The sequence below is a fragment of the Halorubrum aethiopicum genome, assembly GCF_001542905.1.
GTDB lineage: Archaea > Halobacteriota > Halobacteria > Halobacteriales > Haloferacaceae > Halorubrum > Halorubrum aethiopicum.
The window spans coordinates 931,739-957,383 of the sequence record NZ_LOAJ01000001.1; the positions used below are offsets into that span (position 1 = coordinate 931,739).

Genomic DNA, 25,645 nt, shown 5'->3' on the forward strand with positions numbered 1-25,645 from the left:
GTTGCGGGACCACGGAACGGAACCGAGATCACCGACCATGACCAACGTGCTCACGCTAGCGTTCGTCGGGGCCGTTCCGATCGGCGTCGCGTTCGTCCTGCTCGCCGGGCTCCGCTGGTCGGCGGCCCGCGCGATGGGCGTCGGGTGGCTGCTGGCGGGCGGCATCGGACTCTCGTACTGGCGGATGGAGCCCGACTGGCTGGTGGCGTCGGCCGTCTACGGCGCGCTTCAGGCCGTCGACATCATCCTCATCGTCTTCGGGGCCATCCTGCTCATGAACTACCTCGAGGGGAGCGGCGCGATCGCCACCATCAGGTGGTACTTCGGCCGGATCGAGGAGGACCGTCGCGTCCAGCTGTTGCTCATCGGTCTGGGGTTCATGACCGTCATCGAGGGCGCGGCCGGGTTCGGCACGCCGGGCGCGCTCGCCGCGCCGCTCTTCATCGGCCTCGGGTTCCCGCCGCTGGCCGCCGCGGTGTTCGGCCTCTTCTTCAACGCCCCGAACCCGCCGTTCGGCGCGGCCGGGACGCCCGTCATCGGCGGCACGGGTGCCGTCATCGAACCGGCGCTGTCCGGGTCGATGGGGGTCGCCGAGTTCCTCTCGATGGTCTCCGCGTGGTCAGGCGTCGTCACGGGGGTCACGTACGTGTTCTGGGGGCTGCTCGGCGTCCTCTTCCTGACCTACTGGTTCGACGACGCCGACGGCGGGCGGAGCCTCGGAGACGCGGTGCGTAGCACCCTCCCGATCGCCCCGTTCGCGATCCTCCTCGGAACCGTCACCGGAGGGACACAGCTGCTGATCGCGTGGTTCATCGGCCCCGCCCTTCCCGACATCGCCGCCGGGTTCGTCGTCCTCGCGGTCGGCCTCCTCCTCGCGAACAACGACGTGCTCGTCCCGGAACGGGAGTGGGAGTTCCCCGACGACTCGACGTGGAACGACGCGTGGCTCGGCGGCCTCGAGCTCGACGAGATCTCCCGAGACCGGCCGAAAAAGGAGATGTCCGTGCTGCTGGCGTGGACGCCGTACCTGCTCGTCGCGGTCGCGCTACTTCTCACGCGGTGGCCGGATCTCTCCGTCGCGGGCACCGACGTCCTCGCGTGGATCCAGAGCTTCTCCCTCTCCATCGAGTCCATCCTCGGAACGGAGCTCGGATACACGCTCCAGTACCTCTATCTCCCGGGAACGATGCCGTTCGTCCCCATCGCCGTCCTCACCGGCTTCCTCCACCGAATGGACGCCGACGAGATGGGCGCGGCGTGGCGGCGATCGGTCGAGCAGGTCGCTTCCGCAGCACTCACGCTCGTCATCGCCGTCTCGATGACGCAGGTCATGATCCAGTCACAGACCAACGCCGCCGGCCTGCTCGGGATGATGGAGGCGCTCAGCCGGGCGCTCGCGATGGGTGCCGGCGGGCTGTTGCCCGTGGTCTCCCCGTGGGTCGGCGCGATCGGCTCCTTCATGACCGGGAGCAACACGTCCTCGAACATCCTCTTCAGCGTCCTCCAGTACGACGCCGCCGAGGCGGTCGGCCTCTCCCGCACGATCGTCGTCAGCCTCCAGAACGTCGGCGGCGGCCTCGGGAACATGGTCTCGGTGTTGAACGTCGCCGCCATCTGCGGCGTCGTCGGGATCACCGGGCGCGAGGGCGACCTCCTGCGGAAGGCCGTCGTTCCGATGGCGATCTTCGCCCTCTTCGCCGGCCTGTTCGGGATGCTGCTGACGTACGTCCTGGTTCCCGGGCTGTTCTGAACTCCCGCCCGCGCCCTCCCTTCGCCGGCCTCGGCGACCGCTTCCCCGGTCGATCTGGTCCGCTCCGGCGGATCCGGTCCGTTCCGGTCGCGTCGGCACGGTCCGCCGGATCGAGTCACGCGGGGTGCCGCGCCCGTGAGCGCGCGCCGCGACGGATTCGGATCCCGTCAGCGCAGCGCGTCGAGGTCGAACTCGAAGGCGGCGACGGGCACTTCCAGGTCGTGCTCGACGAGCACTTCGGGGTGGACCTCGCCGATCACGCCGACGGACTCGCCGTCGACGACGACGCTCGCGGTCCGGCCGTCGATGAACGTCGGGTGCTCGGTTCGCGGGGTATCGAGGTCCGCACCGAAGTCGTCACACACCGCCTGAAGCCGGCCCTTCGCGGCCTCGTAGGAGGCATTCCGGCGCGCGACCGCGCCGGCGACGTGGCGGGACTCGGCCACGTTCGTGTTCTCCGACTCGTCGCGTTCCGCGACGAAGCCGATCTCGGCGACGTCCTGCGGGTAGGCGTTGTGGGTGTTGCCCTCGAGCAGGAGCAGCAGCGACGGGAGCGCCCACGTCCGCAGCTGGGTGTACTCCTCGCTGTACGGCTCCGTGATCTCGACGGGGTCGCCGCCGCCGAAGGCGTCGGTTCCCGGCTCCAGATTCATGCGGTCGTAGTTCTCGACCCCGCTCGTCATGTGGAAGTTCAGCAGGTCCTCGAAGCCGAGCCCGACGAGGCTCGTCCGGACCGCGTCCTCGAGCCGGGTGCGCTCGTGTCGGCCGCCGACCGTCCCCACGTCGGGGTAGCGCGGCTCCAGGCGGTCGAAGCCGTGCGCGCGACCCACGTCGTCGACCAGATCGAGGGGGTGGAGCACGTCCACGCGGTACGGCGGGATCTCCACGTCGTAGCTCACGTCCTCGCCGAGCGAGTACGTCGCGTCCAGCCCGGAGCGCTCGAAGCAGTCGACGACCTCCTCCGGCTCGAAGTCGACGCCGAGTAAGGTCTCTATCCGGCCGTGGGAGACCGACTTCTCGTCGACCTCGAGGTTCGGGCGGACCAGGTCGGGGCCGTACTCCGCGGGGTGGGTCGCGCCGTCGGCGTACGCGACCTCGACCTCCTCGATCGTCGCGCCGCGCGCGGAGAGCGCGTAACAGACGATCGTACACATCTTGTCGATCGTCCACTGGTCCGTGCCGGTGAGCTCGACGAGCAGCTCGCGGGAGCCGGCGTCGACCTCGGTCCGCTTCCCGTTGATCACGGGCGGGAACGAGAACAGCCCGAGCTCGTCGTAGATCGCGGGATAGCGGTCGTACTCGCGCACGAGGTCGGCGTACGTCCGGCCGGTGTCGTGCTCCTCGAGCACCTCCGCAGGCGTCTGCTCGTCGGTCGCGTCGAGCGGGACGAACGTCTCGCCGTCCGGCTCGATCCCGCGGTAGGTGATCGACCGCTCCGCGCCCTCCCGCAGCGGCGCGCCCTTGATCATGGCCAGGTCGTGGATCCCGATCGCGCCCTTCGCGCGGCCGCGACCCATCGTGGCGTGGAGCTTCTCCTGGAGCTGGATGAGCGACTCGAGGGCGGACTCGTCGAGGTCGACGCCGCGGACCACCGCGCCCGTGACGTAGGGGCGCTCGTCGGGCACCGACTCGTCGACCTCGATCGTCCACTCGGCGTCGTTCGTGTCCGGGACGTACACCCCGCGGTCGTCGCCGTAGTGGTAGCGCAGCGAGCGGGCGACTCCCTCGACCGAGAGCCGGTCGAGCCGGTCGGGCGCGAACTCGAACTGGAGGTCGCCGTCGTCGGTCTCCCCCTCGAACTCCAAGCCGAGCCCGAAGAGGTCCTCCTTGAACTCCTCGTCCGTCTTCTCCGTACGGCCGGTGAGTCCGCGGAGCGCGTCGGGGTCGACGTCGACGACGGGCATCAGTAGCTCACCTCCGCGTTCCGCAGGAAGTCGATGTCCGCCAGGGTCCCGTGGAGGTCGCGGATGTCCTCCGCGCCGGTGGTGAGCATCGCGAGCCGTTCGAGGGCGAGCCCCCACGCCATCACGTCGCAGTCGACGCCGAGCGGCCCGGTCACCTCCTCGCGGAAGATGCCGGAGTTGCCGATCTCGATCTCCTCGCCGGTCTCGGGGTGGTCGCCGAACAGCTCGAAGGAGGGCTCGGTGTATGGGTTGTAGTGCGGTTTAAACCGGATGTCCGTGATCCCGAACTGGCGGTAGAACTCCTCGAAGGTGCCCATCAGGTCGCGCACCGAGAGGTCCTCGGCCATCACCCACCCCTCGATCTGGAAGAACTCGAGCAGGTGCGTCGGGTCGAGCGTGTCGTTGCGGTACACCTTCTCGACGGAGAAGTACCGCTGGGGCGGCTCCAGCTCCGCGCCGGCGTACCCGGAGAGGTACCGCATCGACAGCGAGGTGGTGTGGCCGCGCAGGGCCACCTCGCGCGCGAACTCCTCGGACCACGGGGAGTGGTAGCCGTCGCCGTCCTCGCCCCACCCGTCGCGGTGGGCGGTCTCGACGCGGTCGATCAGGGCGGGGGGATCTCCGCCATCGGCTCCACGTCGAGCGCGAACCGGTCCCAGTGGGTCCGCGCCGGGTGGTCCTGGGGCATGAACAGGCAGTCGTTGATCCAGAAGTCGCTGTCGGCGTGGGGGCCCTCCATCTCCTGGAATCCCATGCCGACGAGCACGTCCTTCACGCGGTCGGCGGTCCGGCGGAGCACGTGTTTCCGGCCGCCCTCGACCGCGGGGGCGTCCGCCTCGACGTTGTACTCGGCGAACTCGACGTCCGCCCACTCCCCGCTCGCGAGGAGCTCCGGCGTCACCTGGCCGACCGTCTCGGCCGCCTCGACGCCCTCCATCAGCGCGTCGACGCCCGCGTCGCTGAGCGTGACCGCGCGGGTGGTGCGCTCCGCGAGGTCGACGAGCCCGCGCGAGGCGAGTCGATCGAGGACGCCCTCGTCGTCGACGCTCCCCCCGTCGGCGAGCGTCTCGAGCGCCGCCGCCTCGGGGTCCTCGTCGGGGGCGGCGTCCGGGTCGACGGCGAGCTCGCCCGAGTCGATCGTCCCGAACCCCTTCCGCGGGAGGTTCGCGAGCGCGATGTCGACCTCGGGGCCCGCCAGGTCGGCGCGGCCGATGACCTCGCCCATCGGGACGGGTCCGTCGGCCGCGCCGGCGTCGACCGCGGCCCGGTAGAGCCGCGTCTCGGGGAGTCCCTCGGCGACGTACTCGCGTCCCTCCTCGGTGAGTTCGGCGACCGCCGCCGTCGTCTCCGTCACGGCGAGTAATCCCTCGTCGCGCAGGTCGAAGGCCGCGCCGGTGACCGTCTCGGGTTTCAGGCCCGTCTCGGCCGCGATCTCGTCAATCGTCCGTTCGTCCGTCGCGCTCGCGGCCTCGAGGACCGCGAGCTGTCGTTCCGGGAGTCGCATTCGGTTGTGTGGATACGTGTGTGCGTGGGTCCTAACGGTTCCGGCACGTCGCCGGCGCGGTACGCGGCGATCGAACCGCGCGGTTTCACCGCCCCGCCGCGGGGCGGCTCCGCCGCGCGCGGTTCACGCGAAAAACGGCCCGAACGCGCCGCCGTCGGTCGTCGGGACGATCCCGCCAGTGGCGTGTTCGGGTGCCATACGTCCGCGTGACCCGCGGAGCCGCTTAGGCGTTGCGGGTCGGTCCGGGATCGTCGTCCGCCTCCGCGGTCCCGGCGGCCTCCCGCTCCGCCCGCTCGCTCAGCGCCGCGATCCGGTCCCCGAGCGGGGGTTGGACCTCGAACCACGTCGACCAGTCGCCGGTCTCCGGCTCGATCCCGCGCCGTTCCGCGACGCGCTCGAAGGCGTCCGCGACCCTGGCGGCCCCCACCGCGTCGGCGGCGCGGTCGTCGGCGGCGTACTGGACGCGTCGCCCCGCCCAGAAGGCGGCGAGCCCGATCGCGACGAGGGCGAGAAAGCCGGCGTCGAAGGGGACGGTCGCGGTCACGATCCCGGCGAGGATCCCGACGACGACGGCGACCGCGGCGGCGCGGAACTCGGCGTAGTACGTCCCGACGCGGCCCGCCTCGGCGGCGAGGAGGCCGACGGCGACGTCCTCCCCGAGGTCCCCGAGGACGGCCTCGGTGACGAAGAGCACCCGTCGGCGCGGCGGCCCCTCGACCGAGACGTCGATCGAGTCGCCCTCGTCGCCGCCCACGATCGCGACCCGGTCGACGCCGAGGCCGGCCTGGTGACGGAGCTCGTCGAGCGCGGCGCGCTCGGGCTCGGTCGGTTCCCGGAGCTCCCGAAACCGATCCGCCGCGTACAGCGGACCGACCGCGACGGCGAGGAACGCGAGGACGACGACGCCGAGGAGGAGCGCGGCCGTGAGCATCGGCCGATCGTCGAGCGCGCCGCGGCTAAAACCACGCGGTCTCGCCGGCCGCCGCCCCCCGCCGCGAGCCGTCCCGTCACCGGGGAACTCGACGCGCGATCTCGCGAACCGCGTCGGCGGCGGCGCTGTCGGGGGCGGCGTCGACGACGGGACGTTCCCCGACGACGGAGCGGCCGACACGAGGGTCGGCCGGGACGACCGCGGCCGGCGCGCCGAGCGCGTCCGCGATGGCGTCCGTCGGGGGCTCCTCGACGACCCGGTTGACCGCGCAGGCGACGAGCCCCGCGTCGAGCTCGCTCGCCAGCTCCCGCGTCCGGATCGCGTCGGCCAGCGCGAACGCCCGCGGGGAGACGACCGCGAGACAGGCGTCGGCGACCGCCAGCGGGACGCCCGCGTCGGCGCGCCGTCCCGCCGGACAGTCGATCACGACGGTGTCGTGGACCCGTTCGAGGTCGTCGACGGCGTCAGCGAGGCGGGTCAGGTCCGACGCCCGCGCGCCGGCGAGCGTTCGGCCGCAGGGGATCACGTCGACCGGACCGGGACGGAGCGTCTCCGCGACCGCCGCGCGCCCGGCGAGCACGTCGTGGAGGTCGGGGCCTCGACCGGCCGGGAGGTCCGCCATGCCGAGGTCGGCGTCGACGACGACCGCGTCCAGCGCGGCCGCGACGTTGTACGCGAGCGTCGTCTTCCCCACCCCGCCCTTGCCGCCCGCGACGGCGAGTATCACGCGAGCCGCTCCAGCGCGTCGGTCGGCACGTCCGTCTCCTCCGCGCGCGCAGCCAGCGACGCCGCGCGCTCGCTCAGTCGCCGGAGCGCCGTCGCGTCGTCCGCGACGCGCTCCTCGAGGATCGCGACCGCCTCCGCGCCGCCGAGGCGGTCGACCGCGTCGGTCGCCGTCGCGAGGTCGGCGTCGGTCAACCGCTCCGCTCGCTCGATCCGGTGCTCGATCCCCTCGAGGCGGCGTTCCGACCGCTCGAGCGGTTCGGCGAGCCCGTCCGCTTCCGGCGGAACGACGGGGGAGGCCTCGGGATCCGATCGAGGATCGCGAGGTTCCGTCTCGTGGTCAACGTCGTCCGCGTCATCAACGTCATCTACGTCGCCAGCGTCGTCGCCGGTCGATCCGGAAGGCGTACGATCGTCCGACCGAGTCGCATCGTCCTCGATCGACGGTGCCACATCGTCCTCAACCGACGGTGCCGCACCGTCCTCGCTCATCGATGCCACATCGTCCTCGGTCGACGGTGTCGCGTCGACGACGACCCCGTTCTCCCCGCGATCTTCGGCCGCGGCGAGCGGGTCCATCCGTCGGGGGTCGACGAGGACGTCACGGGGCGGACGGTGATCGCCGAGGGACCGGACCGCCGCGTCCGCCGTGACGGCGGGCCGGTCGGCGTCGTCGATCGGGTTGGCGTCCGCGATCTCGACCGGCGGGTCGGCGATCGATCCGTCCGCCGGCGCGACCGCGGCGAACCCGACGCCGCGGCGCTCGCCCGGCTCGAGACGGAGCGTCACGCCCGCGGCGTCCCAGCCCGCCTCCGGAACCCCCGACCGCCGCGGCGGGAGGACGGGTCCGTCGATCCGGCTCCGGACGCGCACGCGTCGGGGAACCGCGGCGGCGTTGTGGACGCGGCAGGCGACGAACCGAGCGCCGCCCTCTCGGTCGACGGTCCAGGAGAGATCCACGCTCATGCGCCGGCTGGTGCCGCATCCTATCTAAAGGTCCGGCCGAGTCACGGGAACGCCGAGGACCGTCTCGAGGTCCATCTCGTCCCGCGCGTCGAGGAACGAGGCGGCCGCCGGACGGAGGCTCACCGGCCCCTCGATCTCCGCGATCCGTATCGCCGCGAGCGAGGCGGCGAGGTCGGAGCCACCGTACTCGCTCGGGGTCGCGCCGGCGATCGCCGGATCGCCTCCCGGAACCGCCGACAACGCCTCGCGGAACGCGGGATACACCGCGAGCGCGAGTTCCGCCCGCGCGTCCCGCTCCCGGTTTCCCAGCCGATCGCGGAGGGCGAGCCGTCGCTCGCGTTCGTCGCGGGTCGCGGCCGCCCGTTCGCGCTCCCGTGTGAGGGTCTGTTCGGCGGCGATCCGGTCGGTCTGTGCCTCCGACAGCTCCGCCGCGGCCGACTCGAGGTCCGCGAGCGCCTCCGCGGGGTCGGCGTCGACCGCCCGACGGGCCCGGACGTCGCCGCGGAGCGCCGCGACGCGCTCCTTCAGGCGACCCTCCTCGCCGGTGGCGTCGGCGAGCCGCCGTCGAGCGCTCTCGAGGTCGACCTCCGGGACCTCGATCGCCGTCAGGTCCGCGTGGATCGCCGCGATCTCGTCGTCGACGGACGCGGTCCGGCCGCGAGAGCGGGCCGCGGCGGCGAGCTCCCGACGGAGGCTCGTCCCGGTCGGAACCCGACCGAGAACGGCCTCCGGGTTCGGGATCGGCGCGTCGTGGGAGCCGGCGTCCGGCCCGCCCTCGGTTCCGAGAGCGGTCACAGCTCTCGGCGCTTCATCGCTTCGGGATCCGGGTGATCCGTGCCGGCGGCGAACGACGCGTACGGCGTCGACCTCGCGTCCCGGTCGGCGTAGGCGCTCGCGGCTTCCCTGACCGCGTCGTCGACGAGCGCGAACTCGTTGAACGGTTCGGTCCGCTCGATCTGGACGGCGTCGCCGTGGCTCTCGCGTAGCCGCAGCGCCAGGAACGCGCCGTACGCGGTCGCCTCGAGCAGCGCCGCGCGGCCGAACCGCCGGACCACCTGGTCGCCGTGGCGGCGGCACGCGTTGCGGAGCCCGGTCCGGGCCGCTTCCGAGTACGTCACGACCAGTAACACGACCGACGGTGCTCGGCTACGGGATAAAGCGGTTCCGAAGGCGGGCGGGCGACCGGCGTGGTCGATCGGTCGAGAGAACTCACGTTAGACGCGCTCGAGGTCGAACTCCGGGAGATCGGGATCGGATCCCGAGTCCGCATCCCGAGCGCGGTCGATCCCGGCGGCCGCCAGCACCCGCTCCCGCGCCGCCGGCTCGGAGGGCGCGACGACGACGCGTCCGTCGACCGGCGGGTCGCCGACCGCGCGGAAGACGGCGTCCTCGCCGTCGAACTCCGTCGCGTACGTCCGGAGCACGGCCGCGACGCGCCGCTCCGTCCCCGAGAGGTCCTCCTCGCCGTTCTCGAACGCGCGGAGGGCGTCCTCGACGTTCCGCAGCGCGGAGATCCGGTCCATCTACGTCGTCCGCAGGTGACCCTGCTGTGGCTCGTACACTTCGCCTTTGGTCCGGAGCTTCTCGATCTCCTGTTCGGCCTTTCCGGGGTCCATACCGATCTCGCCCGCGCGGTCGAGGACCTCGTCGACGGGCGCGCCCTCCTCGTACTCCGTCTCGATGTCCGCGATGAGTCCCTTGATGTTCTTGATGCGGTCGCGCTGGCTCTTCGAGGTGCCCGTCTCGACGACGTCGGCGTCGAACTGGCCCGTCTCCGGGTCGACCCCGATGTCCTGGAGACACGACTCGACGATGTCGGTCGCGCGGTCGGCGTCCTCGCGGTCGACCGTATCGGAGAGGCGAACCCGCGCGCTCGCCTCCGAGAGCCGGACGAGTGCCTCCAGCTTCCGAGCGGTGACCGGAACCGGCGCGTCCTCGTCGGCGCCCTTCGAGCGGAGGTCGACGTAGAACTCCTCGATGAGCTCCTTCGCCTCCTCCGTCATCGTCGGGTAACAGGAGCGTTTCGCGTGCGCGATGTACTTCCGAAGCAGTTCGGCGTCGATCGCCGGGGCGACCTCCTGGGTCACCTCCGCGACCTGATCCGAGGTGAACTCGGAGGTCGCCAGCTCCTCGCGTTGGGTGTTGAGCTCGCCGGCGTAGTTCGTCTTGATGATGTGTTTCGCCAGCCGGGAGTCGTGTTCGGGGTCCGGCTGGTCGGTCACCGTGAAGATCAGGTCGAACCGCGAGATGAGCGCGGGCTCCAAGTCGATCTGCTCCCCGATCGGCTCGTACTGGTCGAACCGCCCGTACTTCGGGTTCGCCGCGCCGAGCAGCGAACACCGCGCCTTCAGCGTCGCGTTGATCCCCGCCTTCGAGACGGAGATCTTCTGCTGTTCGAGCCCCTCGTGCATCGCGGAGCGGTCGCTCGAATCCATCTTATCGAGTTCGTCGACTGCGGCGATCCCCTTGTCGGCTAAGACGAGCGCGCCGGCCTCGAGCGACCACTGCTGACCGTCGCCGAAGTCGTCGCGTACCGCGGCCGCGGTGAGCCCCGCCGCCGAGGAGCCCTTCCCGGAGGTGTAGACCGATCGGGGCGCGATGTTTTCTACATACGAAATCATCTGAGAGTTATGTGAGACGACCCCGTTCGAGACGTAGTTGTGAGTCCCTTCGACCTCGAGGTCGTACACCCACTCGTCCTCGCTTTCAACTCGCTCGATGGACTCGATCCGATCCCAGCGGATATCGCTCTCCGCGAGTCGCCGGAGCGCGGCAATGTTGCGTGCGGTGGCCCCGCCGTCTGTTTTGGCGAGAACGTCGGTGTCGCCGTCGACGGGAGATCCACACGCGTCCTCGAACGCGTCGACAATTCGCTTAAGAGCCTGCCGACTTGGCTTCCGACTTTCGGCTTCGTAGTGTCGGTACGTACTCCGTGGGACACCGCACTCGTACTGTGTCAGTCCCAGTGACTCACGTAGTCGACGAAGCGTCGGACCAACGTTTGGAATCACGTCCACGTTCGTATTGCGATCCGTTTCGAGATGCTCCTCCGCTGCGGACTGTTTCCGTTCGGTGACGAACCCGATCTCAGTAACGTAGCGGTCGAATTGTGCGCCGCTGATACGGAGCCGGTAGCTTCCGTTGTGCCGCTCGTGTAACTGGGATGTAATAGCGTGCTGAAGCAGGAGCGACCGGACTCCTTCGAGAAGCTCCTCGCTCATCGACGCAACCGTTATCTCGCGTTGCGACGCAGAGACGTGCCCTTCTCCTTCGATGAATCCTTCGACGAAAGCGGCGGTAATCTCGTCGGATGCGCCTGCGAGCCTCGGCGGGACGCGCTTTTCAGCGGAGCTCTTCAGTAGCGCTTCATCGATTTCGTTGAGGAAACTGACGAATTCGCCGGCGGAACACAGCAACTCCCGCGCGCTCTTGCCATCGTGTGGCTTCCTGGTGGTCGTTTCGAGGTTGAGGTCGTCGAGCGTGTTCCGCGCGTCTTCGAGGACCTCCTCGTCGTCGTTCGTGATGGAAACGAACCCCGAGTGGTCGTCGCGTTTCTCGACGTAGCCTTCAGCAACGATGTATCCAATTAGCCGGGAGAGCGCTGGCGTCCACCGCTCGGGCGCGTCGAGACGGACAGCATTGTACGACTGCGCCTTCCGGAAATCGACGTCGAGCGTGTCGTTGGCGTCCACGTCGAGCCGAGCAGGTGTCGCCACGAACTCACCTGCTTCCAGCTCCTCGGCACGGACCGGAGCGAACTGGCCGTCTCGCTGGACGAACAGCGGATGAGACGGCGTCACGTCAAGTTCACGGCCCGATGCCGTTTCGACCCGATACATCTCTTCTGGCGCCTCTCTCTTCCAGACTTTTGTGGCGCGGGACGCCCCGACGGCGCCGTCCTCCTGAAGCGCGGGAACTTCGAAATCGACACTGTCCCAGACGCCGTCGTCGACGGGCTTCAGGTCGTCGAGGTTTCGCTCAACCAGCTCGCGTATCGGAACCTCTCGCCCATCGTTGAGGAGCACATTCGTATCACCAGCAACACACTTTCCGGTACCTGGGTCGCCAATGAGGAGCATGTGGAGGTCGCCGCGGATCCGCGACCCGTCGGGGAGGTGTTTGGTGACCCCCGAAAAGAGCTGGAGGATCATCGCGAGCTTCTCCTCCTCGTAGCCGTAGATGGCGGGCGCGATGGAGTCGACCATCGCCTCGTAGATGTCGTCACGGTTGGAGAGCTCGATGATCTCGCGGCGGTCCTCGTCGGTGATGTCCATGTCCTCGAACTCCTCGTCCTCGATGGCGATGGAGACGCCGTCCATGTACAGATCGAAGATGGCGGACTTCTCGTTGCCCTGCTCGACCTGCTCGATGTGGAGGACGCCGACGCAGGTGACGTGGTCGCCGGGGCTCACCTTTCCGGTAACGTCGTCGACGATGTCGACGTCGAGCGACTGGGGCGTCTCGCCGCCGCGGAGCCCCTCGGGCGACTCCTGGATCCGGAGCTTCTGGGAGTCGATGAACTCCGACTGGTCGAAGTTGACGCGGAAGGGGCCCTGGCGTTCACACCCCTGACACTCGTGGGGCTCCTGGAAGCCGCCGTCGCTTTGGGGAATGTACGTCATCGTCCCGCAGCGCTGACACTCGAAGGCCGCCTCCGTCACCTTCGGGCGGACGTCGGTCGCCTTGCGGACGATCCCCTGGACGGAGACGAGCTTGCCGATGTGGTCGTCGTGGACGCGGATCCCGCGGATGTCGATGTTCTCGGGCAGGTTCCGGAGGCGGACGTGGGCGCGCCCGAGGCTGACGTCGGCGGGGAGGTCGTAGAGCCGCAGCGCCTCCTCGGCGTACTCGCGCATCTGGTCCGGCTTCGTGAGGAAGTCCTCGGCGAGGTCGCGGTCGAACTGGAAGAGGTCGTCGTACTCGACGTACAGCGAGCGCTGCTCGTTGGGATACTTCTGTGCGAGGGTGCCTATCTCCTCGCGGTAGTAGTTGCGGTAGAACTGAATGAACCGCTCCGTGAGGTCCTGATTCCCGGCCTGAGCCATTACGCCACTCCTTCGTCGGCATCACGTATGAACCCCATGTTCGGAGCGGAAGTGACCCGCCTCGTCGCCCTCGTCCTTCGCCCCCCTCACGCCTTCGTCACGAACGTCGCGTCCGCGGAGGTCCGCCCCTCGTTGAACGAGAGCACCTTCGCCCGGATCACGTCGCCCTTCCCGATGCCGTCCGGAATGTCCTCCGTGAAGACGACGAACCCCTCGACCTTGCCGACCGCGACCTCGCTCCCGGAGTGGTGGTCCGTGAGCTCCGTCACGCCGAACTCGTACGTCTCGCCGATCTCGACGGGCGGCTCGCGCTCCCGTGCGGCCTCGTGAGCCCGTTTGGACTCGCGCGCCTCGGGTGAGGGACCGCGTACCCGGTTGACGACTCCGATGAGGACGAGCAGGACGACCGCGGCCGCGGCGGCGACCGTGACCGGAGAGGTCGGAATCATACCTCCTCGTCGACCCGTGGTCACCTAAACGGTCGGGGTCCGGACCGACCCTCTGGACCCGGATCGACTCCCCGAGAGCGACCCGGCCGCATGAGAAACGCCTTTGCCCTCGAAGCCCCCGTCTGGGAGTGATGCGAACCAGCCTCGGTCTCGGAGGGACTCCCCACGGGCGTGGTACCGAATGAAGGTCGCGGACGCGGTGCCGGAGTTCGCCGACGCCTTCGGGTTCGAGGAGTTCAACCGGATGCAACGCGAGGCGCTGCCGGGGATCGTCGAGACCGACCACAACGTCGTCGCGTCCGCGCCGACCGCCTCGGGGAAGACGGCGCTCGCCGAGCTCGCGATCTGTCGGACCCTCGCCGCGGGGGGAACGGCGCTGTTCGTCGCGCCGCTCCGCGCGCTCACGAACGAGAAGGAGAGCGAGTGGGAGCGATTCGAGGAGCTCGGCTACTCCGTGTACGTCGTCTCCGGCGAGCGCGACCTCAACCCCCGGCGCGCCGAGCGCGCCGACGTGCTCGTCACGACGCCCGAGAAGGCCGACAGCGCGACCCGGAAACACGACTCCGCGCGCTACTCCTTCATCACCGATGTCGACTGCGTCGTCATCGACGAGGTCCACCTGCTCGACTCCGAGAAGCGCGGAGCCGTGTTGGAGGTCACCGTCTCGCGGCTCCGGCGGCTCCAGGACCCCCGCGTCGTCGCGCTCTCGGCGACGATGCCGAACGTCGACGACGTGGCCGAGTGGCTCGACGCGCCGCCCGAGACGACCTACTCGTTCGGCGAGGAGTATCGCCCGGTCGACTTAGAGACCGGCGTCAAGACGTACAGTCACGGCTCGAACGCCTTCGCCGACAAGTACCGCCGGCTCTACCGGGCGATCGACTTGGCCGAGCCGCACGTCCGCGAGGACGGGCAGGCGCTCGTGTTCGTCTCCTCGCGACAGGACACGGTCCAGGCGGCGAAGAAGGCGCGCGACGAGATCACGGAACGGGACGTCCCGATCGACTCGCGGGGCGACTACGACTTCCACAACGACGCGAAGGAGCTCTCGAACGACACCCTGCGACAGTCCGTCCTCGACGGCGTCGGCTTCCACCACGCCGGGCTCTCGAAGGGGGACCGCGACCGCGTCGAGGCGTGGTTCAAGGAGGGGAAGATCAAGCTGCTCTTCTCGACGTCCACGCTCGCGTGGGGTGTGAACCTCCCCGCGCGCTGCGTCGTCATCCGCGACACGAAGTACCACGATCCCCTGGAGGGGGAGACCGACATCTCGCCGCTCGACGTGCTCCAGATGCTCGGGCGGGCGGGCCGTCCCGGCTACGACGACGTGGGGTACGGCTGGGTGGTGTGTGACCGCGCGGACGCCGACAAGTACCGAACCCTCCTCCGGGAGGGCAAGGAGATCGAGTCGCGGCTCGCGGCGGAGCTGGAGTCGCACCTCAACGCCGAGGTCGCGATGGGGACGATCCGCGGACTGGAGGACGTGATGGAGTGGCTGGAGACGACGTTCTACTACGTCCGCGCGCGCTCGGAGCCGGAGGCGTACGACTTCGCGACCCTCCGCGACCGCGTGCGCGACGCCCTCGACTCGCTCGTCGAGGAGGGATTCGTCGCGGCCGACGACGACCTCGCGGTCGAGCCGACGACGCTGGGGCGGCTCGCCTCGAAATACTACATGCGTCTCGAGACCGCCCGACAGTTCCGCGACCTCGCGGAGCGCGACCGGCTCACGGTCGATTCGGTGCTCGAGACGGTCGCCGCCGCCGGCGAGTTCGACTCGGTCTCGGCGCGCTCCGCCGAGTCGGACGCGGTCGACCGGATCCTCGACGGCCGCGACACCGACCTCAAGGACGGCCACCGGAAGGTGTTCGCCATCCTGCTCGCGGGGATGGCCGACGCGACCCCCTCGGACCTCCGCTCGGACGCCTGGGTGATCCGCCAGAACGCCCTGCGGCTGCTCGCCGCCCTCTCGGAGTTCCTCGACCGCTTCTCGGGCCCGCGGGCGGCCAACCTCGCGTGCCGGATCGAGGCGCGGGTCGAACACGGCGTCTCCCGCGAGGCGGTCGCGCTCACCGCCATCGACGGCGTCGGCTCCGGGCGCGCCGAGCGGCTCGCCGACGCCGGACTGACCTCGCCGGCCGCGGTCGTCGACGCCGGGGCCGACGGGCTGTCGAACGCCGGGATGAGCGACTCGGTGGCCGAGCGGATCGTCGAGGCCGCCCGCGAGTGCCCCCGGATCGACGTCGACTGGGGCGCGTTCCCCGAGACCATCGCCGTCGGCGAGAACGAGCTGTGCGAGGTCGGCGTCTCGACCGCGGGCGGCGGCGCGCGCGTCGGGATCCGCGTCACCGTCAACGACGTGGAGATGACCGAGACCGCGACGTACCTCGACGGGGAGACGACGACGCCGGTCGGCGTGTTCGGCCCCCCGGACGCCGACGAACTCGAGTTCGTCGTCGAGGTGGTCTTCCCCGACCTGCCGCTGATGCCCGTGCGCGCGAGTCGAACCGTTCGCGTGGAGTAGGGAACGAGCGTAGTGCGGTGGCGCGCCGGTGAGCGCCCGGAGGGCGCGAACCCGACCGCGAGGGACGCGGCGACCGCAGGGAGCCGCGAGGCTGGGGAGGCGTGAGGTGCGGTGCTGTGCGGGGTGGGACTCAAAGGGGCAGTCGCGAGGACGGCGTAGGCGACGTAAGCACCGCAACGAGGAAGCGAACGAAGTGAGCGACCGAGTGAGGAGCGCAGGGAGCGTACGCCGTCCTCGGGGCTGGGGCTTTGGCGGCGTTCCCCGCGGTAGTAACGGTTCAGTACCGAACTACCCGTGACTAGTGAATTCAGTGAAGTGAAGTTTTTGCGAGGGAAGAACGCTCCGAGAGCGCCCTTCCGCATCACGGGGGGTGGACCCCGGCGATGCGAGGGGAGGGATTTGAACCCACGGACCTCTACAGGAGCGGATCTTGAGTCCGCCGCCGTTTCCGGGCTTGGCTACCCTCGCACGCGGTCGTGGATTCGACGCCGCAGCCCTTTATGCCGTCGGTTCCGCGCCGACCAGCCGCGCCTCGAACCCGCCCGCCCGCGACTCGCCGACCTCCAGCGTCCAGCCGTGAGCGGCCGCGACGCGCTCGACGATGGCGAGCCCGATCCCGGTTCCGCCGTCCTTGGAGACGCCGAACTCGGTCACCGCCTCCCGCTCCTCCTCGGGAAGGCCCGGACCGTCGTCGGCGACGTACACGCCGCGATCGTCGACGCCGACCCGAACCGTCGGAGCCTCCCCGGCGTGCTCGAAGGCGTTCGAGAGCAGGTTCCCGAGCGCCCGCCGGAGGAGGGTCGGATCCCCGTACACCGGTCCCCCGTTCTCCACGGCGAGCGTCGCCTCGGCCGGCTGCTCCCCGAAGTCGCCGGACTCCCGGCAGTCGCGCGCGAGGGCGCCGAGATCGACCGCGGTCTCGTCGACGTCTATCGCCGACGGGTCGCGCGCCAACACCAGCGCGTCGTCGATCAGCGCTCCGATCCGGTCGAGCGCCTCCTCGGCGGAGTCCAACCGCTCCACCTCGCCGGTCTCGCGGGTCAGGTCGACGTACCCCTGCGCGACCGAGAGCGGGTTCCGCAGGTCGTGTGAGAGGAACCCGGAGAGCCGCTCGAGCCGCTCGTTGAGCCGCTCGAGTTCGCGCTCGCGCTCGACGCGAGCCGTGACGTCGCGGATGACCCCGACGACGCCGACGATCGGCGCGTCGGCTGTGTCCGGGTCCCGCGGGGCGTCTCCATCGATGGAGCCGTCTCTCTCGCCCGGGACGTCTCCGTCGCCCGGGGCGTCTCCGTCGCCGGTCCGATCGAGATCGTCGGGTGTCAGCGGCGTGAGCCGCGTCTCCGTGGTCACCGACGACCCGTCGGCGAGCGTCGTCGTCAGCTGGATCCGCTCCTCACGGGAGTCGCCCGCGAGGACGCGTTCGACCGCGTCGCGGTGCCGGTCGCCCTCGTCTTCCGGCCAGTACCCCGCCTCGACGAGCCGCTCGGGGTGTTTCGCGAGGAGGAGGCCGTCGTCGAAGCCCGTCACCTCCCGGAGGCGGTCGTTGGCGAACACCCGGACGCGGTCGGCGTCGAGCACGTACGCCCCGTCGCGGATGGCGTCGACGACCGCGGCCGCGTACCGGGATCGCTCGTCGTCTCGGGCCCGGTCGTGCTCGCGAACTCGCTCGTCCGCCGAGACCCCCTCGTGCTCTGGGGTCCCCTCGTCGTCCATGGACCGAGCACGGAGCCGAACGGTAAGTGTACGGCGATATCCGCGAAACGGTTAGGTCGCTGGCGACGCGACGAACCCGCATGGACGACCACACCCGGGACCCGGGCGTCGCGCCGCCCCTCTCGGGCGAGCCCGCCGGCTGGCGACGCGACCGGACCGCGTCGAACGGGTGGGAACACGGGACGCTCCGACGCGCGGTGGTCCACGGCGTCCGGCTGTACAACGACGGCGCGTACCACGAGTCACACGACTGCTTCGAGGACGAGTGGTACAACTACGGGCGCGGCACCACGGAGAGCGCCTTTCTTCATGGAATGGTCCAGGTCGCGGCGGGCGCGTACAAACGCGTCGACTTCGGGAGCGACGCGGGCATGCGGAGCCTCTTCGAGACCGCCCTCCAGTACCTCCGCGGCGTCCCGGCCGACTACTACGGCGTCGACGTCGACGACGTGCGCGCCACGCTCGCGGCCGCGCTCGAAGAGCCGACCGCGATCGACGGCTGGCGGATCGAACTCGACGGCGACCGGCCGACCGCCGGTCCGGACAGCTACGCGTACGCCGAGGAACTCGACTGACGGAGCGGCGACGGGGTCGGACGGGATCGCCCGTCCTGACGACCGGTTTATGTCGCCGGAGCGCCGAACCGGAGACAGCGATGACGCGTCCCGGATCCGACCCCTGCTCCCGCCGTCGATACCTCCGCGCTATCGCCGGGCTCGGAGCCGTCTCCCTCGCCGGGTGTCTGAACCGAGACGAGTCGATGGACCCGACCGGCGTCGACGCGGGCGAAGTCGATGTCGACGCGAGCGAAACCGAGGGAGAGAACGCGACCGGAAGCGAGGACGAGGAGACTGGCGCGGGTCCGGACGACGCCGACGCCGACGGCAACAACGAGAACGACGACGACTCCGACGGCTCCGCGGACGCGGAGAACGATCCGATCCACCCCGGATACGAGACTCGCGAAGTCACCGTGGAGACCCCCGACGGCGACGTTCTCGGCTCGGTGACCGCGGCGGTCGCGGACACACGAGATCTGCGATTTCTCGGCCTGAGCGACACGGAGTCGCTCCCCGAGGACCGCGGCATGCTGTTCGTCCACGCGTCGGTCCAAGAGCGGACCTACGTGATGCGTGAGATGGACTTCGGGATCGACATCGTGTTCGCGGACGCCGACGGCGTCATCACCGAGATCCACCACGCGCCTGAGCCTGGACCCGGAGAGGACGGCGAAAACCAAGGATACGAGGGCCGCGGGAAGTACGTCCTCGAGGTCACCTACCGCTGGACCGAGGAGCGCGGCGTGGGCACGGGCGACGTGCTCGTCTTCGATCCGGTCGAGTGAGCGGGTCCGAATCGACCGGGCGGCTTCGTTGAATTCTGTGAGAGGGAAGCGATCCCGATCCAGTTCGATCAATAGAGTCTAAGCAACGAACGATCGCCTGAGCGGTGGCGCGCCTCCGAGTGCCCCGCAGGGGCGCGAGGAGCCCGCGAGGGACGCCACGAGCGAAGCGAGTGGCGAGGCTGGGGAGGCGTGAGGTGCGAGGCGGTTGCGGTCGGGTGGGACTCAAAGGGGCAGTCGCGAGGGCGAAGACGCGCGAAGCAAGCACCGCAGGGAGCAAGTGAAACGAGCGACCGAGGAGCACAGCGAGCGCATCGAGTCCTCGCGACTGGGGCTTTGGCGGTGGTCACCGCGCCAGCAGCGATCGCGTTTCTATCAGAGTAAGATTACATGTAACACACGTTCCACTAGCACTCGAAATATAACGGCCGTCTTACACCGGAACCGTTCAAAGGGGTCCACTCCGACGAAACGGCCGAATCTCGATCCGAACGCGACTTACCCGCCGGCCGCCTGGATCGGGTATGGACGTCTACGAGCTGGGCGAGGGCCCGGCGGAGGTCGCGGTCGTCGCGGCGATCCACGGCGACGAGCCCTGCGGAGTTCGCGCGGTCGAGCGGCTCGTCGCCGAGGAGCCCGACGTCGAGCGGACGGTGAAGCTGGTCGTCGCGAACGAGGAGGCGCTCGCGGAGGAGACTCGGTACCTCGAGGCCGACCTCAACCGGTCGTTTCCCGGCGACCCCGACGCCGACGCACACGAGGAGCGGCTCGCCCACCGGCTCCGATCGGAACTCGTCGGCTGTACCACCCTCGCGATCCACTCGACGCAGTCGTACGCGGAACCGTTCGCGGTCGTCGACTCGATGGATGAGGTCGCCCGCGCGGTCGCGCCGCATCTCCCGGTCGACGCGGTCATCCAGACCGACGCCTTCACCGAGGGCCGGCTGATCGAACACCCCCACACCATCGAGATCGAGGCGGGGCTCCAGGGGAGCGAGGACGCGGCCGACAACGCCTACTGGGTCACCCGCGCGTTCCTCGCGGCGACCGGCGCGCTGCCCGCGCCCGGCTCCGACGACGTGATCGACGCCGGCGGCCGCGAGGACGTGCCCGTCTTCCGGCTCCGCGACCGGATCCCGAAGCCCGCCGCCGAGGAGTACGAGGTGTTCGCGCACAACTTCGAGCGCGTCGAGGCCGGCGACCGCTTCGCGACCGCCGACGGGGAGCCGCTCCGCGCCGAGGAGCCCTTCTACCCCGTGTTGCTGTCGGCGTACGGCTACCGCGAGCAGTTCGGGTACGTCGCCGAGCGCGTCGGCGCGATCGAGTAGTCCGGCCCTCTCCTCGGATCCCTACTCGACGAGTTCGATCGTGTCGTCGCCGTTCGGCACCGCACAGAGGAACGCGCCGGGCTCGTCGCCGTCGTTGCGGTACCAGTGTTCGACGCCCGCGGGGATGAGAAGCGAGTCGCCCGCCTCCACGGTGTACTCCTCCTCGCCGATGCCGACGACGTACTCGCCCGCGAGGACGTGCTGTTCGTGTTCGACCGCGTTGGTGTGTCGCGGGACCTCGCTGCCGGCGGCGAGTTCGAACCGCCGGATCGCGAAGTTGGGCGCGCCGTCGGACTCGTCGAGGAGGACGCCCTTCCGGAGCCCTTCGGCCGCGTCGACGGGCTCGTAGGCTATCTCGCTCGCGCGCTTGACGACCGGTTCCGGGTCGGCGTGGGTCGATCCGCTCATGTCGTCCCGATCGTCGGGGGGCGGCATAAATGGATTTATTGTGGTATAGCGGCCACTGAGTCGCATGCAAGAGAACGTACCACATGCCGACCGCGGCGAAACCGGCGGGGAGACGATCCCGCACTGGCACGACCCGGGAAGCGAGGCGATGACCGTCGTCGAGGGCGAGGGCGCGACGGTGTATGACGACGAGGGGAACGCGTACCTCGATCTCATCTCGCAGCTCTACTGTACGAACGCGGGCCACAGCAACGAGGCGATAACGGACGCGATGACCGCCCAGATGGAGCGGATCCCCTACGTCTCCTCCGCGAAGGGGAACGACGTCCGGGACGCGCTGGCGGCGGATCTGGCGGATATCGCGCCCGGCTCGCTCTCGGAGGTGTACTTCTCCGTCTCCGGAAGCGAGGCGAACGAGTCGGCCGCGCAGATCGCGCGGACGGTCCAGGACGCCCCGAAGGTGCTGACGCGCTGGCAGTCCTACCACGGTGGGACCGCCGGCGCGGGGTCGCTCACCGGCGACCCGAGCACGCGCTCGACGATGGGGCGGTACGCCGCGACGACCGGCTCCGGGAAGTTCCTGCCGCCCCTGCCGACGGCGTTCGACGCGGACTCGCCCGAGGACCTGGCCGAGCAGGCCGCCGACCACGTGGAGTTCGTGATTCAAAACGAGGGGGCGGACTCGGTCGCCGCGATCCTGATGGAGCCGATCGGGGGAACGAGCGGCGGCTACCCCGCGCCGCCGGGCTACTTCGAGCGGCTCCGCGAGATCTGTGACGAGTACGACGTGCTGTTGATCGCCGACGAGGTGATCACCGGCTTCGGCCGCTGCGGCGACTGGTTCGGCATCGACACCGAGGGCGTCGAACCCGACATGATCACGTTCGCGAAGGGCGTCACGAGCGCGTACGCCCCGCTCGCCGGCGTGATCGCCGCCGACTGGATCGGCGAGACCGTCCGCGAGGAGGGGTACGACCTGGGACAGACGTTCGCCGGACACCCCGTGGCCTGCGCGGCCGGCCGCGCCGCCATCGAGGAGTACGACTCGCACCTCATCGACGACGCGCGGGCGCTGACGCCGGTGCTCGAGTCCCGCCTCGAGGAGCTGGCGAACGCACACGACGTGATCGAGACCGTGCGCGGCCGCGGCTTCCTCCGGAGCGTCGTCTTCGCCGACCCCGAGACCGGCGATCCGTTCGTCCACCCGTGGGCCGGCGGCGACGACGAGGAGAACCCGGTCGCCGCGGTCCGGGAGGCGGCCGCAGACCGGGGGGCCCTCTTCGGCAACGGGCGGCCGGACGTACAGATCCTCATCGCGCCGCCGCTCTGTACCACCCGCGACGAACTCGAGCGCGGTGTCGACGCCCTCGACGCGGCCATCGGGGAAGTGTTCGAGTAGCGCTCGCGCCGCCTGCTCCGCTCTCGCCGCAGTCCGCCGATTTCGGGGCGCTTTCGGGCGCTTTCGGGGCACTTTCGGAACGCCCCGGCGGTCGCGGCGGCCGATCGCTACGATCGTCGTTCGCCGCGACGGTCAACAGTTAAACGGCCGCCGGATCAACACGGAGGCATGCGTGGACTCCGGATCGGGACCGTCGTCGGCATCCCGGTCAGGCTCAACTGGACGTTCCTGATCGTGTTGCCGCTTTTCGCGTACCTCATCGGCTCGGAAGTGACGACGATAGCCGGCGTGATGAACGAGACGCTGAACGCGGGCATCGACACGGCGGCGGTCGGCGCGGGGACGACCCCGTGGCTCCTCGGGCTCGCCGCCGTGGTCGGGCTGTTCGGCGGCGTCCTCCTCCACGAGTTCGGCCACTCGCTCGTCGCGATGCGGTACGGCTACGAGATCGAGTCGATCACGCTGTGGCTGCTCGGCGGGCTCGCGAACTTCGCGGAGTTCCCCGAGGACTGGAAACACGAGTTCTGGATCGCGGTCGCGGGGCCGATCGTCAGCCTCGGCGTCGGCGCGGTCTGTTACGGCGCGTTCGTCCTCGCGCCCGCGGGGGCGAACGCCCTGCTCTTCGTGTTCAGCTATCTCGCGGTGTTGAACGTCGTCCTCGCCGGGTTCAACATGCTCCCGGCGTTCCCGATGGACGGCGGCCGCGTCCTGCGAGCGCTGCTCGCGCGCAACCAACCGCACGCGCAGGCGACCCAGCGAGCGGCCGCGATCGGGAAGATATTCGCGTTCCTGATGGGCGTCTTCGGGCTGCTGACGTTCCAGCTGCTCCTCATCGTGCTCGCCTTCTTCATCTACATGGCGGCCTCCGGCGAGGCCCAGCAGACGACGCTGAAGGCGGTCTTCGAGGGCGTCACGGTCGCGGACGTGATGACCCCGCGCGAGGAGCTCCAGACCGTGACCGAGACCACCTCCGTTGCCGACCTGATGAGCCGGATGTTCGAGGAGCGACACACCGGCTACCCGGTGATGGACGGCGGGAACCTCGTCGGCATGGTCACGCTGGAGGACGCCCGTGAGGTGCGCGAGGTCGAGCGCGACGCCTACCGCGTCGAGGACGTGATGGAGACGGACGTCGCCTCCGTCACCGCGGGCACCGACGCGATGAGTGCCCTCCAGGTGATGCAGGAACACGGCGTGGGGCGGCTCCCCGTCCTCGACGCGAACGGGGAGCTGGTGGGGCTCATCTCGCGGTCCGACCTGATGACCGCGTTCAACATCATCCAGACCGGCGGCACGCCGAGCGTGATCACCGGGCGGCGCGCCGAGGAGGACGGTCGGATCCTCTGAAAGAGTCCCGTTGAAACCCGCACGGAAGACACGTTCTGGTCCGTTTACCGTCGATACAAGTGAAGGAGCGATCGATTGCGGTGGCGCGCCTCCGAGCGAGCCATCGGCTCGCGAGGAGCCCGCGAGGGACGCCACGAGCGCTTGAAAAGCGCGAGTGGCGAGGCTGGGGAGGTGTGAGGTGCGGTTGCGGGGCTGTGCGGGGTGGGACTCAAAGGCGCAGTCGCGAGGACGAAGCCCGACGATGTAAGGACCGCAAGGAAGGAGTAGAGCGACTGACTGAGGACCGCAACGAGTCGCGCGAGCCGTTGCGACTGGGGCTTTGGACGTGTTTTCCGCAGTCGTGTTCACCGCGCCAGCAACGACGATCCGTCCACTATCACACGATTCGTTCTACAAGCACTCCTCAGCGACCGGCCGTTTCTCTTCGTTTCACGTCCGAGCATGAGAGTTCAACGACGTCTCCGAAAGGAAGCTCGAACTCGGATCAGTCGTCGGCGGATCCGACCGGCGTCGACGCCTCCGCTCCCTCGCCCTCGTCGCCTCCGAGTTCCGAGAGCCGGTCGAGCGCGTCGACCATCGCGACGACGCTCGCGCGCGTGATGTCGGCGTCGGACGCCGACACCGAGACGGAGCGGTCGCCGCGCGAGAGGTCGACCGCGACGGTGACGACGGCGTCCGTCCCGCCGGTGATCGCGTCGACGTGGTAGGAGTCGAGCTCGAAGGAGACGGCGTCGCTCCCGCTGCCCTCGTCGTCGAGCGCCGCGCGAACCGCCTCGAGGCCGGCGTCGACCGGTCCGGCACCGGTGCCGGAGGCGACCCGCTCCTCGTCGCCGACGCGGAGCCGCACCGAGGCGGTCGGCAGGTTGCCGCCGGAGGTCGCGGAGAGGTCGACCAACTCCACGTGGCGGTCGCGCTCGCGACCCTGGACGTCCTCGGTGATCGCCAAGAGATCCGCGTCGGTGACGCGTTTCCCGCGGTCGCCGAGCTCCTTGACCCGCGAGACGACCTCGCGGAGCTCGTCCTCGTCGACGTCGACGCCGTGGTCGGCGAGCGCGGCCGCGACGCCCGCGCGCCCGGCGTGTTTGCCCAACACGAGCCGGCGCTCGCGGCCGACCGTCTCCGGCGGGTACGGCTCGTACATCGTCCCGTCCTTCAGCGTGCCGTCGGTGTGGATCCCGGACTCGTGGGCGAACGCGTTCGCGCCGCACACCGCCTTGTTCGGGGGGATCGCGACGCCGGTCACCTCCGAGACGCGCCGGCAGAGTCGGTAGAGACGCTCGACCTCCACCGTGTCCACGTCGTAACAGCGGTCGAGCGCGATCGCGACCTCCTCTAAGGCCACGTTGCCGGCGCGCTCGCCGACGCCGAGGACGGTCCCGTGGACCGTGTCCGCGCCCGCCTTCAGCCCGGCGTGGACGTTCGCCAGCCCGAAGCCGAGATCGTCGTGGGTGTGGAGGCTCGTCGGGCCCAGATCCGCGAGCCGGGAGGCGACCTCGGCGGTCCGCTCCGGGCCGGCCGCGCCGACGGTGTCACAGTAGCAGACGCGGTCCGCGCCCGCGTCGAGGCCGGCACCCATGAGCTGCTCGAGGTACTCGAGGTCGGCCCGCGAGCCGTCCTCGCCGAGCACCTCGACCCAGAGGTCGTGCTCCTTGGCGTACTCGACCAGCTCGACGGTGGTCTCGACGACCTCCTCGCGGCTCGAGCCCACCTTCGTCTCGACGTGTTTGTCCGAGGCGGGCACGACGAGGTTGACGCCGTCGACGCCGCAGTCGAGCGCGCGGTCGATGTCGGCGCGAACGCCGCGCGCGAAACTCGTGACCGTGGCGTCGAGGCCCTCGCGGGCGACCCGGCGGATCCCCTCGCGTTCGCCCTCCGAGGTACACGCCGAGCCGGCCTCGATCACGTGGACGCCGGCGGCGTCGAGCTCGCGGGCGACGTCGAGTTTGTCCGCGGGCGTGAGCGAGACGCCCGGCATCTGCTCGCCGTCGCGAAGCGTCGTGTCCAGTAGCTGTACCTCCTCGAGGTCGGTGAGTGGGTTCGGGTTCAAAAGGATCTCCGTGGTCCGCGTGGGTGTCGTTCGGTCGGCTCCGCCGTCGGCAACGGGGCTCGACGGGTCGGCGTCGGACGCGTCGGCTGACGCGCCGTCGGCCGCGGCGTGATCGTTACTGTCGGCGAATTTCACGGCCAGCCGCCGCGAGGCGACTTGCTCTATCCTCCGAACGACCACGAGTGTCTCGTGTCATTCGTACCCGTGCGGACGGTCCTCAGGGTAATAAAACGGACGGTTCGCGTCCGAACTCGCCGACCGATCG

The 25,645-nt window shown here is 69.9% G+C and carries 19 protein-coding genes, 1 tRNA gene and 1 pseudogene; 7 read left to right on the forward strand and 14 right to left on the reverse strand.

Annotated elements, in window-relative coordinates:
* Window positions 1-37 precede the first annotated feature (37 nt).
* Window positions 38-1,750, forward strand: a complete 1,713-nt coding sequence (locus tag AXA68_RS04475; RefSeq protein ID WP_066413335.1) for an L-lactate permease — start codon at window positions 38-40, stop codon at window positions 1,748-1,750.
* 167 nt (window positions 1,751-1,917) lie between these two features.
* Here the strand turns inward: AXA68_RS04475 and pheT are convergent, their stop codons facing one another.
* The 10 genes and pseudogenes from pheT to AXA68_RS04525 all read right to left on the reverse strand — a co-directional run bounded on the left by pheT (window position 1,918) and on the right by AXA68_RS04525 (window position 13,272).
* On the reverse strand, window positions 1,918-3,654 hold the full coding sequence (pheT, locus tag AXA68_RS04480; protein ID WP_066413338.1) for a phenylalanine--tRNA ligase subunit beta: 1,737 nt from the start codon (window positions 3,652-3,654) through the stop codon (window positions 1,918-1,920).
* Window positions 3,654-5,158: pseudogene (gene pheS, locus AXA68_RS04485) on the reverse strand (phenylalanine--tRNA ligase subunit alpha). The gene pheT and the pseudogene pheS overlap by 1 nt, the downstream one beginning before the upstream one ends.
* Before the next feature lie 223 nt (window positions 5,159-5,381).
* The gene (locus tag AXA68_RS04490) at window positions 5,382-6,089 is read right to left on the reverse strand and encodes a peptidase (protein ID WP_066413341.1); all 708 of its coding nucleotides are present in this window, start codon (window positions 6,087-6,089) and stop codon (window positions 5,382-5,384) included.
* Between the two features lie 76 nt (window positions 6,090-6,165).
* Window positions 6,166-6,816: a nucleotide-binding protein gene (locus AXA68_RS04495; protein WP_066413343.1), complete on the reverse strand. Its 651-nt coding sequence runs from the start codon at window positions 6,814-6,816 to the stop codon at window positions 6,166-6,168.
* Window positions 6,813-7,778 (reverse strand): DUF7857 domain-containing protein, encoded by a 966-nt coding sequence (locus tag AXA68_RS04500; RefSeq protein WP_066413345.1) that lies wholly within the window; start codon window positions 7,776-7,778, stop codon window positions 6,813-6,815. The genes AXA68_RS04495 and AXA68_RS04500 overlap by 4 nt, the downstream gene beginning before the upstream one ends.
* A 24-nt stretch (window positions 7,779-7,802) precedes the next feature.
* Complete coding sequence (locus tag AXA68_RS04505; RefSeq protein WP_066413347.1) at window positions 7,803-8,573, reverse strand: DUF7856 family protein; 771 nt, start codon at window positions 8,571-8,573, stop codon at window positions 7,803-7,805.
* A complete protein-coding gene (locus AXA68_RS04510; RefSeq protein WP_066413349.1) occupies window positions 8,570-8,908 on the reverse strand; it encodes a DUF7855 family protein in 339 nt (112 codons plus the stop codon). Before AXA68_RS04510 ends, AXA68_RS04505 begins: the two co-directional genes overlap by 4 nt.
* An 84-nt stretch (window positions 8,909-8,992) precedes the next feature.
* Complete coding sequence (locus AXA68_RS04515; protein ID WP_066413350.1) at window positions 8,993-9,301, reverse strand: DUF7854 family protein; 309 nt, start codon at window positions 9,299-9,301, stop codon at window positions 8,993-8,995.
* Window positions 9,302-12,823, reverse strand: a complete 3,522-nt coding sequence (locus AXA68_RS04520) for an LAGLIDADG family homing endonuclease (RefSeq protein ID WP_066413353.1) — start codon at window positions 12,821-12,823, stop codon at window positions 9,302-9,304.
* Between the two features lie 86 nt (window positions 12,824-12,909).
* On the reverse strand, window positions 12,910-13,272 hold the full coding sequence (locus AXA68_RS04525) for a hypothetical protein (protein WP_066413356.1): 363 nt from the start codon (window positions 13,270-13,272) through the stop codon (window positions 12,910-12,912).
* A 181-nt stretch (window positions 13,273-13,453) separates the two neighbouring features.
* On the opposite strand from AXA68_RS04525, the gene AXA68_RS04530 reads away from it, so the two are divergent.
* Window positions 13,454-15,796, forward strand: a complete 2,343-nt coding sequence (locus AXA68_RS04530) for a DEAD/DEAH box helicase (RefSeq protein ID WP_066413359.1) — start codon at window positions 13,454-13,456, stop codon at window positions 15,794-15,796.
* A gap of 384 nt (window positions 15,797-16,180) precedes the next feature.
* Here the strand turns inward: AXA68_RS04530 and AXA68_RS04535 are convergent.
* Together AXA68_RS04535 and AXA68_RS04540 are read right to left on the reverse strand one after the other, a co-directional pair.
* Window positions 16,181-16,264 (reverse strand) — tRNA-Leu (locus AXA68_RS04535).
* Window positions 16,265-16,294: 30 nt separating this feature from the next.
* Window positions 16,295-17,509 carry a PAS domain-containing sensor histidine kinase gene (locus AXA68_RS04540; RefSeq protein ID WP_080505153.1) on the reverse strand — a complete coding sequence of 405 codons (1,215 nt, stop codon included), beginning with the start codon at window positions 17,507-17,509 and terminating at the stop codon, window positions 16,295-16,297.
* Window positions 17,510-17,589: 80 nt separating this feature from the next.
* Between AXA68_RS04540 and AXA68_RS04545 the strand changes: the two genes are divergently transcribed.
* The 3 genes from AXA68_RS04545 to AXA68_RS04555 all read left to right on the forward strand — a co-directional run bounded on the left by AXA68_RS04545 (window position 17,590) and on the right by AXA68_RS04555 (window position 20,179).
* Window positions 17,590-18,084, forward strand: coding sequence for a DUF309 domain-containing protein (locus AXA68_RS04545; RefSeq protein WP_066413361.1), 495 nt, complete (start codon window positions 17,590-17,592; stop codon window positions 18,082-18,084).
* Between the two features lie 80 nt (window positions 18,085-18,164).
* On the forward strand, window positions 18,165-18,854 hold the full coding sequence (locus AXA68_RS04550) for a DUF192 domain-containing protein (protein ID WP_066413364.1): 690 nt from the start codon (window positions 18,165-18,167) through the stop codon (window positions 18,852-18,854).
* 521 nt (window positions 18,855-19,375) lie between these two features.
* Complete coding sequence (locus AXA68_RS04555) at window positions 19,376-20,179, forward strand: succinylglutamate desuccinylase/aspartoacylase domain-containing protein (RefSeq protein WP_066413374.1); 804 nt, start codon at window positions 19,376-19,378, stop codon at window positions 20,177-20,179.
* A 21-nt stretch (window positions 20,180-20,200) separates the two neighbouring features.
* Here the strand turns inward: AXA68_RS04555 and AXA68_RS04560 are convergent, their stop codons facing one another.
* Window positions 20,201-20,587 (reverse strand): cupin domain-containing protein, encoded by a 387-nt coding sequence (locus tag AXA68_RS04560; RefSeq protein WP_066413377.1) that lies wholly within the window; start codon window positions 20,585-20,587, stop codon window positions 20,201-20,203.
* A gap of 64 nt (window positions 20,588-20,651) precedes the next feature.
* Between AXA68_RS04560 and AXA68_RS04565 the strand changes: the two genes are divergently transcribed.
* Both AXA68_RS04565 and AXA68_RS04570 read left to right on the forward strand, forming a co-directional pair.
* Window positions 20,652-21,986 carry an aminotransferase family protein gene (locus AXA68_RS04565; RefSeq protein WP_066413379.1) on the forward strand — a complete coding sequence of 445 codons (1,335 nt, stop codon included), beginning with the start codon at window positions 20,652-20,654 and terminating at the stop codon, window positions 21,984-21,986.
* A 168-nt stretch (window positions 21,987-22,154) separates the two neighbouring features.
* On the forward strand, window positions 22,155-23,333 hold the full coding sequence (locus tag AXA68_RS04570) for a CBS domain-containing protein (protein ID WP_066413381.1): 1,179 nt from the start codon (window positions 22,155-22,157) through the stop codon (window positions 23,331-23,333).
* A 484-nt stretch (window positions 23,334-23,817) separates the two neighbouring features.
* Here the strand turns inward: AXA68_RS04570 and AXA68_RS04575 are convergent, their stop codons facing one another.
* Window positions 23,818-25,560 (reverse strand): 2-isopropylmalate synthase, encoded by a 1,743-nt coding sequence (locus AXA68_RS04575; protein ID WP_066413384.1) that lies wholly within the window; start codon window positions 25,558-25,560, stop codon window positions 23,818-23,820.
* Between the last annotated feature and the right edge of the window lie 85 nt (window positions 25,561-25,645).

Bases quoted from the DNA above. Each gene is read 5' to 3' on its own strand.
- AXA68_RS04475 (WP_066413335.1), top strand. From the start codon at position 38: ATGACCAACGTGCTCACGCTAGCGTTCGTCGGGGCCGTTCCGATCGGC.
- pheT (WP_066413338.1), bottom strand. From the start codon at position 3,654: ATGCCCGTCGTCGACGTCGACCCCGACGCGCTCCGCGGACTCACCGGC.
- AXA68_RS04490 (WP_066413341.1), bottom strand. From the start codon at position 6,089: ATGCTCACGGCCGCGCTCCTCCTCGGCGTCGTCGTCCTCGCGTTCCTC.
- AXA68_RS04500 (WP_066413345.1), bottom strand. From the start codon at position 7,778: ATGAGCGTGGATCTCTCCTGGACCGTCGACCGAGAGGGCGGCGCTCGG.
- AXA68_RS04515 (WP_066413350.1), bottom strand. From the start codon at position 9,301: ATGGACCGGATCTCCGCGCTGCGGAACGTCGAGGACGCCCTCCGCGCG.
- AXA68_RS04520 (WP_066413353.1), bottom strand. From the start codon at position 12,823: ATGGCTCAGGCCGGGAATCAGGACCTCACGGAGCGGTTCATTCAGTTC.
- AXA68_RS04525 (WP_066413356.1), bottom strand. From the start codon at position 13,272: ATGATTCCGACCTCTCCGGTCACGGTCGCCGCCGCGGCCGCGGTCGTC.
- AXA68_RS04530 (WP_066413359.1), top strand. From the start codon at position 13,454: ATGAAGGTCGCGGACGCGGTGCCGGAGTTCGCCGACGCCTTCGGGTTC.
- AXA68_RS04540 (WP_080505153.1), bottom strand. From the start codon at position 17,509: ATGGACGACGAGGGGACCCCAGAGCACGAGGGGGTCTCGGCGGACGAG.
- AXA68_RS04545 (WP_066413361.1), top strand. From the start codon at position 17,590: ATGGACGACCACACCCGGGACCCGGGCGTCGCGCCGCCCCTCTCGGGC.
- AXA68_RS04550 (WP_066413364.1), top strand. From the start codon at position 18,165: ATGACGCGTCCCGGATCCGACCCCTGCTCCCGCCGTCGATACCTCCGC.
- AXA68_RS04555 (WP_066413374.1), top strand. From the start codon at position 19,376: ATGGACGTCTACGAGCTGGGCGAGGGCCCGGCGGAGGTCGCGGTCGTC.
- AXA68_RS04560 (WP_066413377.1), bottom strand. From the start codon at position 20,587: ATGAGCGGATCGACCCACGCCGACCCGGAACCGGTCGTCAAGCGCGCG.
- AXA68_RS04565 (WP_066413379.1), top strand. From the start codon at position 20,652: ATGCAAGAGAACGTACCACATGCCGACCGCGGCGAAACCGGCGGGGAG.
- AXA68_RS04570 (WP_066413381.1), top strand. From the start codon at position 22,155: ATGCGTGGACTCCGGATCGGGACCGTCGTCGGCATCCCGGTCAGGCTC.